The 12,651-nt window shown below is 67.8% G+C and carries 14 protein-coding genes; 6 read left to right on the top strand and 8 right to left on the bottom strand.

Annotated elements, in window-relative coordinates; all coding sequences use genetic code 11:
- Positions 1-416: 416 nt before the first annotated feature.
- Positions 417-1,208 carry an aminoglycoside N(3)-acetyltransferase gene (locus tag A4R25_RS24310; RefSeq protein ID WP_064448195.1) on the top strand — a complete coding sequence of 264 codons (792 nt, stop codon included), beginning with the start codon at positions 417-419 and terminating at the stop codon, positions 1,206-1,208.
- Positions 1,209-1,259: 51 nt separating this feature from the next.
- Here the strand turns inward: A4R25_RS24310 and A4R25_RS24305 are convergent, their stop codons facing one another.
- The 5 genes from A4R25_RS24305 to A4R25_RS24280 form a co-directional block, all read right to left on the bottom strand.
- The gene (locus tag A4R25_RS24305; RefSeq protein ID WP_124778941.1) at positions 1,260-2,294 is read right to left on the bottom strand and encodes a hypothetical protein; all 1,035 of its coding nucleotides are present in this window, start codon (positions 2,292-2,294) and stop codon (positions 1,260-1,262) included.
- Positions 2,294-3,358 carry a serine protease gene (locus tag A4R25_RS24300; protein WP_082931125.1) on the bottom strand — a complete coding sequence of 355 codons (1,065 nt, stop codon included), beginning with the start codon at positions 3,356-3,358 and terminating at the stop codon, positions 2,294-2,296. The genes A4R25_RS24305 and A4R25_RS24300 overlap by 1 nt, the downstream gene beginning before the upstream one ends.
- The gene (locus A4R25_RS24295; protein ID WP_064448192.1) at positions 3,355-3,696 is read right to left on the bottom strand and encodes a CU044_2847 family protein; all 342 of its coding nucleotides are present in this window, start codon (positions 3,694-3,696) and stop codon (positions 3,355-3,357) included. The genes A4R25_RS24300 and A4R25_RS24295 overlap by 4 nt, the downstream gene beginning before the upstream one ends.
- A 290-nt stretch (positions 3,697-3,986) precedes the next feature.
- Entirely contained in the window at positions 3,987-4,382 is a 396-nt protein-coding gene (locus A4R25_RS24290) for a hypothetical protein (RefSeq protein ID WP_064448191.1), read from the bottom strand.
- A 907-nt stretch (positions 4,383-5,289) separates the two neighbouring features.
- On the bottom strand, positions 5,290-6,210 hold the full coding sequence (locus tag A4R25_RS24280; RefSeq protein WP_064448189.1) for an RNA polymerase subunit sigma-70: 921 nt from the start codon (positions 6,208-6,210) through the stop codon (positions 5,290-5,292).
- Between the two features lie 137 nt (positions 6,211-6,347).
- Here A4R25_RS24280 and A4R25_RS24275 point away from each other — a divergent pair, with 137 nt between their 5' ends.
- Positions 6,348-7,055: a DUF899 family protein gene (locus tag A4R25_RS24275; protein ID WP_064448313.1), complete on the top strand. Its 708-nt coding sequence runs from the start codon at positions 6,348-6,350 to the stop codon at positions 7,053-7,055.
- A 226-nt stretch (positions 7,056-7,281) separates the two neighbouring features.
- Here the strand turns inward: A4R25_RS24275 and A4R25_RS24270 are convergent, their stop codons facing one another.
- Entirely contained in the window at positions 7,282-7,623 is a 342-nt protein-coding gene (locus tag A4R25_RS24270) for a hypothetical protein (RefSeq protein WP_231915629.1), read from the bottom strand.
- Positions 7,624-8,216: 593 nt separating this feature from the next.
- Here A4R25_RS24270 and A4R25_RS24265 point away from each other — a divergent pair.
- Together A4R25_RS24265 and A4R25_RS24260 are read left to right on the top strand one after the other, a co-directional pair.
- Positions 8,217-8,756, top strand: coding sequence for an ATP-binding protein (locus A4R25_RS24265; protein WP_064448187.1), 540 nt, complete (start codon positions 8,217-8,219; stop codon positions 8,754-8,756).
- Positions 8,757-9,428: 672 nt separating this feature from the next.
- Positions 9,429-9,644: a hypothetical protein gene (locus tag A4R25_RS24260; protein ID WP_064448186.1), complete on the top strand. Its 216-nt coding sequence runs from the start codon at positions 9,429-9,431 to the stop codon at positions 9,642-9,644.
- Between the two features lie 380 nt (positions 9,645-10,024).
- Here the strand turns inward: A4R25_RS24260 and A4R25_RS24255 are convergent, their stop codons facing one another.
- Positions 10,025-10,672 (bottom strand): 2'-5' RNA ligase family protein, encoded by a 648-nt coding sequence (locus A4R25_RS24255; protein WP_064448185.1) that lies wholly within the window; start codon positions 10,670-10,672, stop codon positions 10,025-10,027.
- Positions 10,673-10,683: 11 nt separating this feature from the next.
- Positions 10,684-11,469, bottom strand: a complete 786-nt coding sequence (locus A4R25_RS24250; protein ID WP_064448184.1) for a GntR family transcriptional regulator — start codon at positions 11,467-11,469, stop codon at positions 10,684-10,686.
- A 196-nt stretch (positions 11,470-11,665) separates the two neighbouring features.
- Between A4R25_RS24250 and A4R25_RS24245 the strand changes: the two genes are divergently transcribed.
- Both A4R25_RS24245 and A4R25_RS24240 read left to right on the top strand, forming a co-directional pair.
- Positions 11,666-12,097 (top strand): hypothetical protein, encoded by a 432-nt coding sequence (locus A4R25_RS24245; RefSeq protein WP_064448183.1) that lies wholly within the window; start codon positions 11,666-11,668, stop codon positions 12,095-12,097.
- A gap of 89 nt (positions 12,098-12,186) precedes the next feature.
- Positions 12,187-12,648: a hypothetical protein gene (locus tag A4R25_RS24240; protein WP_157539156.1), complete on the top strand. Its 462-nt coding sequence runs from the start codon at positions 12,187-12,189 to the stop codon at positions 12,646-12,648.
- The last annotated feature ends 3 nt before the right edge of the window (positions 12,649-12,651 follow it).

Here is a 12,651-nt window from a genome sequence, read left to right as displayed (position 1 = left end):
GGTGTGCCGGGACACCTACCCGGACCGGCCGATCGGCGTCGCGGGGTTGCGGTTCGCGGGTCAGAGCCAGGTCTTCCACGTGTACGCGACCTGGGCGGGCTGGGCGTTCGACCACGCCGGGTGGAACCGGGAGGCGCACCTGCTCGCCATCACCGCATGCCGCACCAGTACTAGGGTGATCCGCTCCCCCCGCGCCCGCGACTACGTGAACCGGCATCCCCCGCCGGTGAGCAGGTAGGCGACCCGTATCAGCGCCGGCGCACGGCTCGCCACGAACTCGGCCAGCACCGCCCGTTCGTCCTCGTCCACCGCACCGCCCTCGTCTCCTCGTTCACCAGTGACAGACGCGCGGGCACGCCGCCGCTATCCCGGAATCGGCGAGAATCCTGCTCAGGGCCTCGCCTACACTGCGCCGCGTGGACCAGGCCGCACCGCACACCGTCGCCTCGATCGCGCACGACCTGCGCACGCTCGGCGTCACCTCCGGTGACGTCCTGCTGCTGCACTCGTCGTACCGGAGTCTCGGGTTCGTCGCCGGGGGCACCCACGCGGTGGTGCTGGCGCTGCTGGAGGCGCTCGGTTCGGAGGGCACCCTCGTGGTGCCGACGCACACGCCGGAGAACACGGATCCGGCCGGGTGGCGGCATCCGCCCGTACCGGAGGCGTGGTGGCCCGTCATCCGCGAGCACACCCCGGGCTTCGACCCGGCGCGCACGCCGAGCCGGTGGATGGGCGCCGTCGCCGAGACGGTACGCACCTGGCCGGGCGCCCGCCGCAGCGACCATCCGCAGGTGTCGTTCGCCGCGCTCGGCGCGCACGCCGCCGATGTCGTGGACGGACACCGCCTCGACGACGCGCTGGGCGAGGGCTCACCGCTGGGCGCGGTCTACCGGCTCGGCGGCAAGGTGCTGCTGCTCGGCTGCGAACACAGCTCCAACACCTCGCTGCACCTGGCGGAATGGCGGCAGGCGTCGCCGCCGCGGGCGGTGACGGGTTCGGCGGTACGGCTGCCGGACGGAACGAGCCGGTGGACCACGTGGACCGACGTCGTCACCGACGAGGACGACTTCGACCGGCTGGGCGCCGACTTCGAGGCCACCGGCGGCGCGACGGTCGGCCGGGTCGGCAGCGCGACGGCCAGGCTGATGCGCCAACGCGCCCAGGTCGACTTCGCGACCGCGTGGATGGCCACCAACCGCACGGGCTGATCGCCGTCCCCGTCCGCCGCCCGGACTCGCACGACGGACGAGGCGCTCGACTCACGCGGGGCGTTGTTCGTTCTCCTCGCCAGGAGGACGCTGGCGGAGCGGCTCGGTCGTGTGGCCTTCGGACGGCGGCGGCATCAACAGCGCGGTCGGGTCCGCACCCGACGGTACAGCGGGTCCACTCAACGCCGCGGGCGCGTCGGGATACGCGGCGCCGCTGTGTTCCCGCAAGTGCTCGCGGAGTTGGGAGATCATCCTGTCCACGGAGGACGGCTCCGTCACACCCTGGATACCCATCGCCTCGTTGGGCGCGATCCCCAGCCAGAGGTCGACAGCCACCCGGCCGGAGACGAGCAGTTTGATGATCTGGCGCTGCGTGTAGTGCCCGAACTGTGCACCCATGTTCGGCCCGTTGCCGATGGCTCCCGAGAAGACCCCGCCGCTGTTGCCGTCGGAGCCGGGTTTCCACTGCTCGTTGAAGACGCTCACCCGGTCCGCGGACGTCTCCATCCCGTCCACGTTGCCGAGCGCGTACTCCTTCGTGGAGTCGCGGATCGTGAACCCGGTGGCGATGTCGAGCACGCACTCGTACACCGGCAGGCGCCAGTTCGACATGTAGACGATCATGATCTTGTACGCGGAGTAGCGGAGTTTGCCGTCCCGTCCCCTGTTCCAGTGGAACGGGAGAACCGAGAACAGCTCGGGGATTCCGTAGAAGACGAGATAGGGCTGCCTGCCCTGGGAAAGCTCGGTGGGGTGGATGTTCAGCCGCCGGTAGCCCATCTGCGCGATGGCTTCCTCGGCCCCGTACAGCCAGGCGTCCATCTCCTGATCGGTCGCCCGGGGATAGGCGCGCCGGCGCGCCTCCGCATAGTTCAAGAGCCCGATGAGCCCCAGGACGACGAGCACGGCGCCGCCGACCCCACAGAGGAATCCGAGACAGATCGCCGCGTCACCGACGGCGAACATCACCAGGGCCATCAGCAGGAGTCCGCCACCGAATGCCAGCTTGACGTACTGGGCTACCGGCGTGGACGGTTCGGGCGCGAAATACTTGCCGGCTCGCTCTGCGCGTTGTTCAGGATGCATCAGATCCCCTGGTTTCGGCTGAGCCCCTGCCAGGTCGGGCACTCGACAGCAGGAACGTGGTTGATGATCTCGCGGGCGCGATCACTGCGGACGCCCGACAGCGCCGCCTGAAGGCCGCGCAGCCTGGAACGGTCGGTCGGAATGCCACGGATTTCGTAGTAGTCTTCGATGATCAGCGCCCAGAGGGCTCGCAAATGGTTGCTCGTATAGCCGGGCTCGATCTGAATGCCGATCTGCAGCAGATTCTCCATCGCCCGGATCACCTCGTACCGGTACCCGCCGGGGCGTCGGCCGCCGAGAGCGGCCAGCACCCGGTAGTAGTAGACATCGACTTCGCGTGGATACATGTTCACGAGCGTGTTGAAGCGCTCCAGGGCCCGCGCGTACGCCCCATTGTTGAGAGCAGCGACCGCCTCGACGAATTCCGGGTCGACGCGGATCTGCTCCGGGAGCAGGTCCGCCAACGGCGGCCAGGCCTCAGCCAGCGTGGCGAGCGGGATGATCCACGAGATCCGCAGGCTCTTGTCCATGTCGGCGGTCGAAACCATGCCGACGACGCGGCCCGACGTGACGTCGACAACGGGGCCGCCGCTGTATCCGCGCTGGATCTGGCCGTCGAATCCGGGCAGACCGTTCACCTGGATGAGCTTCCCGGTCTCATCAGGCCCGATGACCTGGACCCGGGTCCGCTGACCGCGGTCGTCCGCCGCCGAATACTGTTCCGGAAAGCCGAGCGCGTCGAGCGGCGTCTCCGGCCGCGGCGGCGCACTGGGCCCGAGCGGCGCCGCAGGCCAGCTCTCCGGCACGTCGACGACTGCCACGTCGGTCCCGTCGTACCGGCCCGGACTCCAGCCCGGCACCGCGTAGCGGGTGGAACAGACCTGGCCCGAGCCCCAGCCCCCCGGCGCCTCCGCCCAGCACCGGACCCGGCCCTCGACCACGTGAGCGCACGTGAGGGCCACGCCCGGCGCCACGACGAATGCGGTTCCCAGCACCTCCGACGGAGCACCATCATTCGTCGTGGCTCGGATCCGCAGCCGCCAGGGTTCAGAGGAGGTGATCATTTCGGTGCGGAGTCTTCCCGTCGCCAGACCAGTTCGACACCGAGGTTTCCTTCGTACGCGGTCTTCGCGATGACGGCGTTCATCTCAGCCGTCATCTTCACCGCGAAGGTGAGCTTGACCTCGCTCGGCCCCAGGTCCTCGCGGAACACGCGCATGGCCTCCAGAGCCGCCGCGCGTACGCTCCGAAGGGACTCTTCGAAGGATCTCGGTTCGGTACGACCGCTGCGGCCCACCGGTCCGATGCCGGCGCTCTCGCCACGAATATCCAGGTCCTGGCCATTGACCTCGATGAGGACCGGATCCGCTCCATGCACCGCGAATTGCCTGGTAACTGGCACAGCACTCCTTCGGACGGAAGGAAAAAGAGGTCAGCGGGACAATGCAGACGACGCGACAATGCGTCGAGGATCGACCGGCAGCACACCCGCAACTTGCGAGGATCGTTCAACCGGCTTGAAAAAGATCCTGGCGTTCGCGCACTGATGCCAGGATCAGGCATTCGGCCGGTTCGGATGTCAGCAACACGACTTCTGGTCGAATATCGCGCTCTACTGAGGACTGGGCCGATGCCTTACGGCATCTCGCATCGATCACTACTCCTGGTGGACCCCTGCGGACTGGACGCGGACTAGCAGGCAGACTTCTGGACGAAGGTCTCGCGTTCCCCGGTGTCCGGGTCGTCGGCCCAGTGCCACAGGCTCACATTCCCTCGCCAACTGCGCCGCGTATCCAGCTCAAGGCTTACCTTGGCATCCTTCATCGTCAGGATTAGATGGCCGTCCGCTGCCAGGTCACCCGGGCGCAGCTGGCCGCTCCCGGAAACCGTGTCGTTCGGACCGAACACGGCCGCAGAGACCGTGAAGGAACGGTCTGGCTCGATCTTGACGACCCCACCCTGCCGGGACTGGAAAACGCCGCACAGAGCGTCGATGCGGACCGGCCACAGTGACCTCCAGGCCAGGGCACACGGCAGCAGCGCGATCAGTAGGCCGACGGCCACAAGCAAGACCTTTCGCCTGCTCACGCCCGTCTCCTGTCGATGTCCGCCGTCGGCATGGCCGGCGCCGCTTCCGCCTTCATCCCGGCAGCGTAGGCGGTGATGCCGCCAACCATTCCTCGCCTCAGCTCATCTCCGCGGTGGGTCCGCACATCGCGGAACTGGCCCGCGTCTAGCTGGTCGGGCTGCCGCAGGCTCAGATGGGCGGCATCGAACGCACCCGCCCTCGGGTACGGTGACGCTTCACGAGTCGTGCCCTTACCGGTGATGGCCTCGCCGTTCAGGAGGTGACGCGCGTGAGAAGGACCAGCCGCATGGTGTGGTGGCCGCTCAGCATCTTCCTGATGGCGGCGCCGGCAGCCTGTACGTCCTCAAGCGGTACCGGCCAGGGTGGGGCCAGACCACCCACGCCAACTGCGTCTCTGGGCACCGACCCCAGCGCGACCCCGTCAGCTGACGTGGGCGCCGGGCAGGAGTCGTGCACCAAATCGGTCGATACGATCACGGAACCGCCGGCGGGTTATCGGCTCGTGGGAGAGGACGTCGCGGTACCTGCCCGGCCGGTGCTTCAAGTAGCGGAATCGGGGCAACCGGACCCGGCAGCCCGGCTGTTCGCCAAATGGGGCCTGGTCGTACGCGGCGGCGCAGTGGTCGATCTTCGGGTGGCATCCGGCTGGGAGGACAAGGCGCGTCTCGGATGGGGCTCGTCAGTGGTGCCGGCCGTGAGCGCCCACGTGCGCGCCTGCGCACCTGTCGATGACCGACCTCAGTGGCTGGCCTTCGTCGGCGGCACGTGGGTTGCGCGGCCGGCCTGCCTACCGCTCACCATCACGTCGCGGGGGCAGACGGCGCACGTACAACTAGGTGTCGGTGTCCCCTGCGACGGAACCACGCCGCCGAGTTCGTAGGAATCCTGAGCTTGAGGCTTACTTGTCTAGGCCTCGAGCGTGGTGGGCATGCCGAAGGCGGCGACGTGACGGGCACCGATGAAGGCGTTGCTTTCTACGATCTTCCCGTTCTCGATCCGGAGTACGTCGACGACCAACGCCTCGTAGTGCCGGCTGCCGGGCCGGCGGAGATAGTTGATCAGTGCCGGGCGCCCGTTGGCCGAGGTGGGGAAGGTACGCCAGTCGAGCGGTCGGCCGAGGAACTCCGCGGCCGCGTCGATCCCGACGACCGGCGGCTCGGGCGGCATCGTGATCCGTACGTCCTCGGCGAGCAGTTCCCGTATCGTCTCCGGGTCCTTCGCGTCGGCGTAGCGGCGCAGGATCTCTTCGTCCTCACTGGTGAGCTGCGGGCGGCGCCATTCCTTCGGGTCCGACGGAGCGCGCCCCCGGAGGGTGTGGCGGGCCCGCTGGAGGAGGCTGTTGACGGCCGCTACGGCGGTGTCGAGCGCGACGGCGATCTCCTGCGGCGTCCAGCCGTGGACGTCGCGCAGCACGAAGGCCGCCCGCTGCCGCGGCGGCAGGTACATGAGCGCCGCGATCACGGCCAGCTCGACGGTCTCCCGAGCGGCGAGACCGGCCTGCGCGTCGTCGGCCAGCAGGGCGTCGGGATAGGGACCGAGCTCGGTGGACCACTCCAGCGGATCACCGTACGGCACCGTCCGGTGACCGGCCGCCTTGCGGCTGTCGAGGAAGACGTTCGTGGCGATCCGGTACAACCAGGTGCGCGCCGACGCCCGACCCTCGAAGCGGTGGCGAGCCTGCCAGGCACGCAGGAAGGTCTCCTGCACCAGGTCGTCCGCGTCGGTGACGTTCCCGACGAGGCGGTAGCAGTGGAGGTGCAGCTCACGCCGGTGCTCGTCGAAGGCGCGCTGCAGCCAGACCGCCTGCTCGTCAGGCGAGTCGGACATGTGATTTCCCCGGGGCTGAGTGGTGCTCACAACCGTACTGACGACCGCGGACCGCATCCGTCATCGGTCACCGATGACACTCGCCGACTCGGTCGTCTGTACCTGTGACCGATCCCCACTCCACGAAGGAGACAGCCATGACGGCAACCCCCGCGTCCAGCGCCGCCGCGCCCCCGGTCGTCGACCGGGAGACCTGGCTGCGCAAGCGCGACGAACTGCTCGTACGGGAGAAGGCCCACACCCGCGAAGGAGACGCGATCGCAGCCGCTCGTCGTCAGCTACCGATGACCTTGATGCCGACGGTGACGGTGCGGGGCCCGGGCGGGGACACCCCACTGGTGGAGGTGTTCGAGGGCCGCCGGATGCTCATCGCCTACTTCCATATGTGGCACGACGGCAATCCGTACGAGCATCAGTGTGAGGGGTGCACCTTCTCGACCTGTCACATGCAGACGCTGGACTACCTGCATGCTCGGGACGTCACCTACGCCGTCTTCTGCGAGGGTCCCTACGACGAAAGCGCCCCGTTCGCGGAGTTCATGGGCTACCGGTTCCCCTGGTATTCGGCGAAAGACTCCGACCCGGCTCTGGCCGACGGTCGTCACTTCGGGTTCATCGCGTGCTACCTGCGCGACGGCGACAAGGTCTACGAGACCTACTGGACCACCGGGCGGGGCGTGGAGGCGTTGACGACCACCTACCACGCTCTGGATCTCACGGTGTACGGCCGGCAGGAGAACTGGGAGAACTCGCCTGAAGGCTGGCCGCGGGTCGCCGGGCACCCGTGGCGTCTCGACGGCCGCCCCACCGCGCAATGGTCGCGCCCCGGCGTCGCACCGCGATGACGTCCTGATCGTAGTTGAGCTGGGGAAACGGCTGGTGGGGCGGGCGGGTTTCGATCCCGCCACCGAGGAATCATGAGATCAAGATGGGCGACCCAGCGACCTGCCTGAATGGGGCTCTCACCAGCGGAAACACCTCTCGATATCTCTCACCACTCCCCCAGAGGCGGTCGGCCTCTTGCGGACTGGGTGCGAACTGCCCGCAAGCCTCTCGTCCCGCAAGAGGCGGCTACCCATCGAGCGCCTTCTGCCCCGCCGACAGCTCCTGTCGAAGCCGTCCCACCTCATCAGGTGGGGCGTCCGGGAATCTGGGCACTGCTTCAGCGATTCCCTCCACCGCCTCCTCACCGATCACCTGACTGATGGCATCCCATAGGACCCTTCGCGCCCGAGACGCTTGAGGGCCGATCAGCCACTCGTCGATGAAGCGGTCGACGGTCTCGGCGTCTGCATGGCCGCCTGCCATCCTTGAACCGATCCGGTCAATCGAGCGGGTGAGGCACTCAAGGAAGCGAGCTACCTCAATCGCCCGGTCAAGTGGGACGGTCACCGTTGATTCGTCGCGGTTCACATCCAAGGCTGCCCCTCTGGATCAAGATGCCGTCGCAGACCGTCCAGATCCTCGACGGATAGCCGCCAGTCTGCCCCCGTCCCCCGGATAGGTGCCAAAAACTGCGGTGCCCGGTTGGGGTCAAGGATGGCTGTAGGCCATCGGCATACCGACGCGCAGCGCCCTTGATGCCGGGCGGGTGGCGTAGAGGATCGGGCACCCGGGGACGGTTCACGCCCTGGTCCTCATCGTCGTCAAACCGCATTCGGCGACCTACGAGAGGCCGGGGGCAAGCAGCTCCGCTGCGCGGCAGCCGATCGCCCCAACCTCAACTGGGAGCGACGCCTACGCCGATCGTCCCGCCTCACAGCCCTTCAAGCCCTTGGTAGGCCCCGTCAGCGTGGCCGGCCGGCCAGGCCGATGCCGGCGCTTGCGCCGCCAGCAGGCCGCCTTGATCCTAAAGAGGCCAATTCGGCAGTTCGCGGTGTAGAACTCTTGTCTTCCGTCGGCTGATGCGCGACACCCGTCCGCCAACTGATCGGCGACACCTACGCGCTGGTCGCGGCATGAGCGAGCGTCAGCGATGATGGCGCGACCGTTCAGATGGGGAAACGATGACGACACGACCGACTCTGTTCCTGACGGTAGGACTGCCAGGCACCGGGAAGACCACAGAAGCGCGGCGCATAGAAGTCGAGGAGCAGGCTCTTCGCCTCACGAAGGACGAGTGGGTAAAGGCCCTGTACGGCCTCGCGAACCCGCCGTCGGCCTCGGACGTGATCGAAGGACGGCTCATCGAGATTGGGCTGCGCGCCCTCAATCTCGGCATCAACGTCGTCATCGACTTCGGTCTCTGGGGTCGAGATGAGCGCTCCGCGCTACGGCAGGCAGCTGCCGACCTCGGCGCGGCGGTGGAGATGCGCTACTTCGAACTCCCACCGGCCGAGCAACGGAGACGACTCGACCAACGCCAAACCGAAGAGCCGCACACGACGTGGCACATGTCCGACGAGGAACTCGACAGGTGGGCTGCCCTCATCAGCATCCCGACCGAAGGGGAACTCGACGGCAGTGAACCCGTCGACTGCCCGCCGGAAGAATTCGCGACGTGGGAGGACTGGCGCAGGCATCGCTGGCCACCGTCGGTCCCCTGACACCAAGGATTCCGAACCAACCACCCATCGGCAGACCGCACGTCCCGACGCCCACTGATGTGCCCCGGTGACGAGCTGGTGTTCACATCCCCAACGGGCGAGGTGTTGCGTAACAACAACTTCCGTCGCCGGGTCTTCGACCGGGCTTCGGCGTCGATCGAGCTTGCGAACCGGACGCCGCACGAGCTGCGGCACAACGGCGGCCAGTGTCGCGGTGGCGGAGGGGCCAATGTGAAGGCGGCCATGACCTCGACGCAGTGCACCCGAGCCGTCGGCACCATGGCTGAGCTGGAGAAACGGCTTGGTGGGGCGGGCGGGGTTCGAACCCGCGACCGAGGGATTATGAGATCAAGATGGGCGACCCGGTGACCTGCCCGAGTGGGCTCCTACCAGCGGAAACACCTCTCGACGTCTCTCACCACTCCCCCACCGTCCGTCGACCTCTTGCGGACTGGATGCGGACTGCTCCCCGCCACGAGAACGGCGCTCGCCAGACCTGCATTGCAAAGATCAAGCCCGCTGTCGGCCAGTATCGGTGACCGCCATTGACCTGCTCGTCATGTCGCCTTTGGTCGGCCTCCGACCGGGCAGGTCGGCCGGCTTGGCTGTACGGATGGCTGTACGGCCATCGGTGATGGCAAAAAGTGGCGCGCGTGACGTAGCGTCGATGGTATGACGACGGTGGTGGTTTCTCTCGTGGTGCTTTTGGTGCTGGCTGGCGGAATCGTCGCTCTCTTAAGTCGGCGGCAGCGCAATCAGCTCTCTTCGGATGTGGATTCGACTGCTTCCCGCCGAGCCGCCAGCGAACAGCATCGGCGCGACGCAGAGCGCTTCGCCTCCGGCATGTCGGAGAGGAACAAGATGCCCGACGGCGGCACCGGCCTGTAGGCGCACCTCACGCTCCGACAACCTCATATCTGCCATCCCGTCTGCCGCCGACCCACACACCGTGGAGCGGGCCAGGGCCAGGGTGACAAGGTGGAGCGCCCTATCGGACGAACGACCTTGTCACCCTGGCCCTGGTCTGCTCGGCTCTGCCTGGGTCGGTGGCTGGCGGGATGGCATCCCACCACCCACGAACCTGAACCGTTCGGCAACTCCATCTCGGAGTCGTCTGGCCCCCCGCCGGAGGCAAAGGCTCTTAACGGCCGGCGCGCCGGCCGATGCCGGCGCTTGCGCCGCCAGCAGGCCGAGCGCGGCCGGCGCGGCCCGCTTGCGGGCCGCCTTGATCTGATAGAGCGGAATTCGGCAACGCAGACTGCCACGGGCTAGCCGAGCGGAATCCGAGCGACGACTCGCCATTCGTACATGCGTCGGTCCCGGTGCATCTCGATGAGATCTACGTGGCTGATCGAGACGGTGGCGGGCTCAGGAGCCACGGACTGCACCGCCTGGACGTAAGGCTCGGATGGGCCATCGGTAGTCAGGTAGGCGACGCTTACGTGAGGCCGGTATCGGCTGGGGTCCTCGGGGACCTGGTCCTCACCGACGACGTGCCCGATGGCGGTCCGGGTAGCGGCTCGTAGCCCTTGGACAGGCTCGGCAGGCAACGCGGGCATGACGATTGCCTCGTCAGCCACAACGATCTCCCCGAACTCGACGGCGACCGCGGGCAGTCGCGCGAGCTGCTTGCCCGCTTCCTCGATGACTGCGGACAGTGTCGCTTCGCTGGTCTCGTCGGTGAAGCCGATGCCCTGCATGGTGAGGTGTAGCCACTGATCCGGGATCAGCGTTGCGGGGGGAGCTGCGGCCAGCGCCGACCGGTACGAGTCCGCCAGGCGGTACAGCTCGGGTTGGTCCTCGAAGGTCACATGGAAGGCGTAGAAGCGGCGCCCGACACGCCAACCGGGCCGCCACCACCAGTGGTCGCGAACGTGGCCGGCGTGCTGCCCGGGTGCAAGGTCTGCGAATGACACGACTTCTCCTGTCAGACTTCCGAGGGCGCTTCGGGCTCGGTGGCCGTTGGTTCTACCCGGTAGTCGTCGATGACCATGATTCGGTCGGCCGGCCATACGGACTCTGATACTTCGAGGATGCTGCCGTCCTCGGCTCGGGCCGTGTGGATGACGTGCATGACCGGGGCACCCATGGGGAGCGCAAGGGCCGCGGCTTCATCGGCGGTAGGAAGGCGGGCCACCCACTGGTCTCGCGCGCTCGTGTAGCGCTTGCCGCTGAGGTCTTCCACGCACAGGAACAGGCCCTTGGGGACCACGGTGGGTTCCTCTAGGTAGGTGCCAGCGGCAAATTCGGCCGGGATGTAGCTAGCGCCGATCTCCTCGGGCTTGCCCGTCTCGCGGTCGTAGAGGTTGCGACGGCGAACCACGATCTCGGTGCCCGGCTCGATGTCCATCACTTCGGCGATGTGCGCGGGCACCGGGACGCGTCCGGCAAAGACGATCTCATGCCGAAGATGCGAGGTGAGCAGCCGCTGATCCTTGCGCGCCCGCCCGTAGCGGTCGCGGGATCGACGGTGCAGCCGGCGGCTCTCGCGCACAAACGTGCCGACGCCGTGACGGGACTCGATCAGCCCTTCGGCCCGAAGCACGCCAATGGCGTTCCTGAGAGTGATCGGGCTGACTCGGAAGCGCTCTGCAAGAGCGGTCTCAGCAGGAAGCCGGTTGTCCGGCTTGAACTTGCCGTCGCGGACTTCCCGGCGTAGCTGGGCCGCGATCTGCAAGTACTTGGGTGCCTTTGCACCAAGGTCGTCCGTCATGTCTGCCCCATCCTGGGCCGGTCCTATGGAGGTCTACCCCTCTTGACCACGGTAGCGCTGATGCCGACCACACTTCTCGGCAACATCGTCCTATAGAGGTCTTGATGACCGGGCGGTGAGCACCTACAGTCCTCTATAGGTCTTCGGACCCGCCAAGACCGGCAGAGGGCCGGCGGCGACACCAAGGAGTGCCGAGATGGCTGTCCCGAACTCGATCAAGGTTCCGGTTCCGTTCGATTACGTCTTCCCGGCGGGTGCGCTGTGCCTGGGTGTGGAAGCGGTGACGGACTTCGACAAGCGCGGCCAGGGCGATGACCAGGCGCGTGACAAGGACACGGGCGAGCGGCTGTGGGTGGTCAAGGTGCTGGACCTGGACCCGGAGGCCGGGAAGTTCGGCGGGTCGAAGGAGGTCAAGGTGAAGATCGCCGCGCCGGTGCAGCCGGTTCCGCCGGCGTCGAAGATCCCGGGCTATCCGCCGGCGGTGACGTTCTCGGACGTGACCCTGACGCCGTACGTCGACAGCCAGCGGTGCAAGGGCTCGGGGAAGTGCCGGGCGCGTCAGGCGTGGTCGATCCGCGCGGGCGCCATGACCGAGCCGACCGCCGCCGCGACGAAGCAGGCGGCCTGACCAGAACTCGACGCGCGGGGCGGGCCTCTACCGCCAAGTCGATTCCCGCCCCGCGCCCTGACCCGTTCTCCCTGGAAGGAGTTGGGCTGATGCCCACGCTAGCTGACGCTGCCCGCATCGTCGGGAACCCGCGCCCCGCCCCCCGCCGCACGACCCACCGCCGTACCGTGATGCGCCTCGCCGGTTCCGGTATCCGGGCGGTCCGCGAGGTCTACACCACCGTCCCGTCCGACGCCGTCCGGGTGGCCGTGCTGGTCGAGATTTCCGCCGCTGCTGCTGCTCTGGCGCGGACGGTGGTGAAGCTGCGCCACCTTGACCCGGACCTGATCGCCCCGCACGTGTCCGACCGGGTCGACCTGCGCGCGGTGCTCGGCCGTGGCCGGTGGCTTCCGACCATGACCCGCCACGTTCCCGCCCCGCAGTCGGGGCCGGTCGACCTTGCCGAACTCATGCCGGCCCGACCGGTGCGTCCGGTCCGCCGGGTGGTTCGCCGCCGTGGCGGCTCGCCGGGTCAGGGCTTCCTGTTCGCCGCTGCTGGTGGGGAGGGCTGAGGT

This window comes from Micromonospora sp. NBRC 110037, from assembly GCF_001652995.1.
Classification (GTDB): Bacteria; Actinomycetota; Actinomycetes; order Mycobacteriales; family Micromonosporaceae; genus Micromonospora; species Micromonospora chalcea.
The sequence above is the reverse complement of the archived record's forward strand: the minus strand, read 5'-3'. Positions and strand labels throughout refer to the sequence as shown.

Bases quoted from the DNA above. Each gene is read 5' to 3' on its own strand.
- A4R25_RS24305 (WP_124778941.1), bottom strand. From the start codon at position 2,294: ATGCATCCTGAACAACGCGCAGAGCGAGCCGGCAAGTATTTCGCGCCC.
- A4R25_RS24300 (WP_082931125.1), bottom strand. From the start codon at position 3,358: ATGATCACCTCCTCTGAACCCTGGCGGCTGCGGATCCGAGCCACGACG.
- A4R25_RS24280 (WP_064448189.1), bottom strand. From the start codon at position 6,210: ATGTCCGACTCGCCTGACGAGCAGGCGGTCTGGCTGCAGCGCGCCTTC.
- A4R25_RS24275 (WP_064448313.1), top strand. From the start codon at position 6,348: ATGACGGCAACCCCCGCGTCCAGCGCCGCCGCGCCCCCGGTCGTCGAC.
- A4R25_RS24265 (WP_064448187.1), top strand. From the start codon at position 8,217: ATGACGACACGACCGACTCTGTTCCTGACGGTAGGACTGCCAGGCACC.
- A4R25_RS24260 (WP_064448186.1), top strand. From the start codon at position 9,429: ATGACGACGGTGGTGGTTTCTCTCGTGGTGCTTTTGGTGCTGGCTGGC.
- A4R25_RS24250 (WP_064448184.1), bottom strand. From the start codon at position 11,469: ATGACGGACGACCTTGGTGCAAAGGCACCCAAGTACTTGCAGATCGCG.
- A4R25_RS24245 (WP_064448183.1), top strand. From the start codon at position 11,666: ATGGCTGTCCCGAACTCGATCAAGGTTCCGGTTCCGTTCGATTACGTC.
- A4R25_RS24240 (WP_157539156.1), top strand. From the start codon at position 12,187: ATGCCCACGCTAGCTGACGCTGCCCGCATCGTCGGGAACCCGCGCCCC.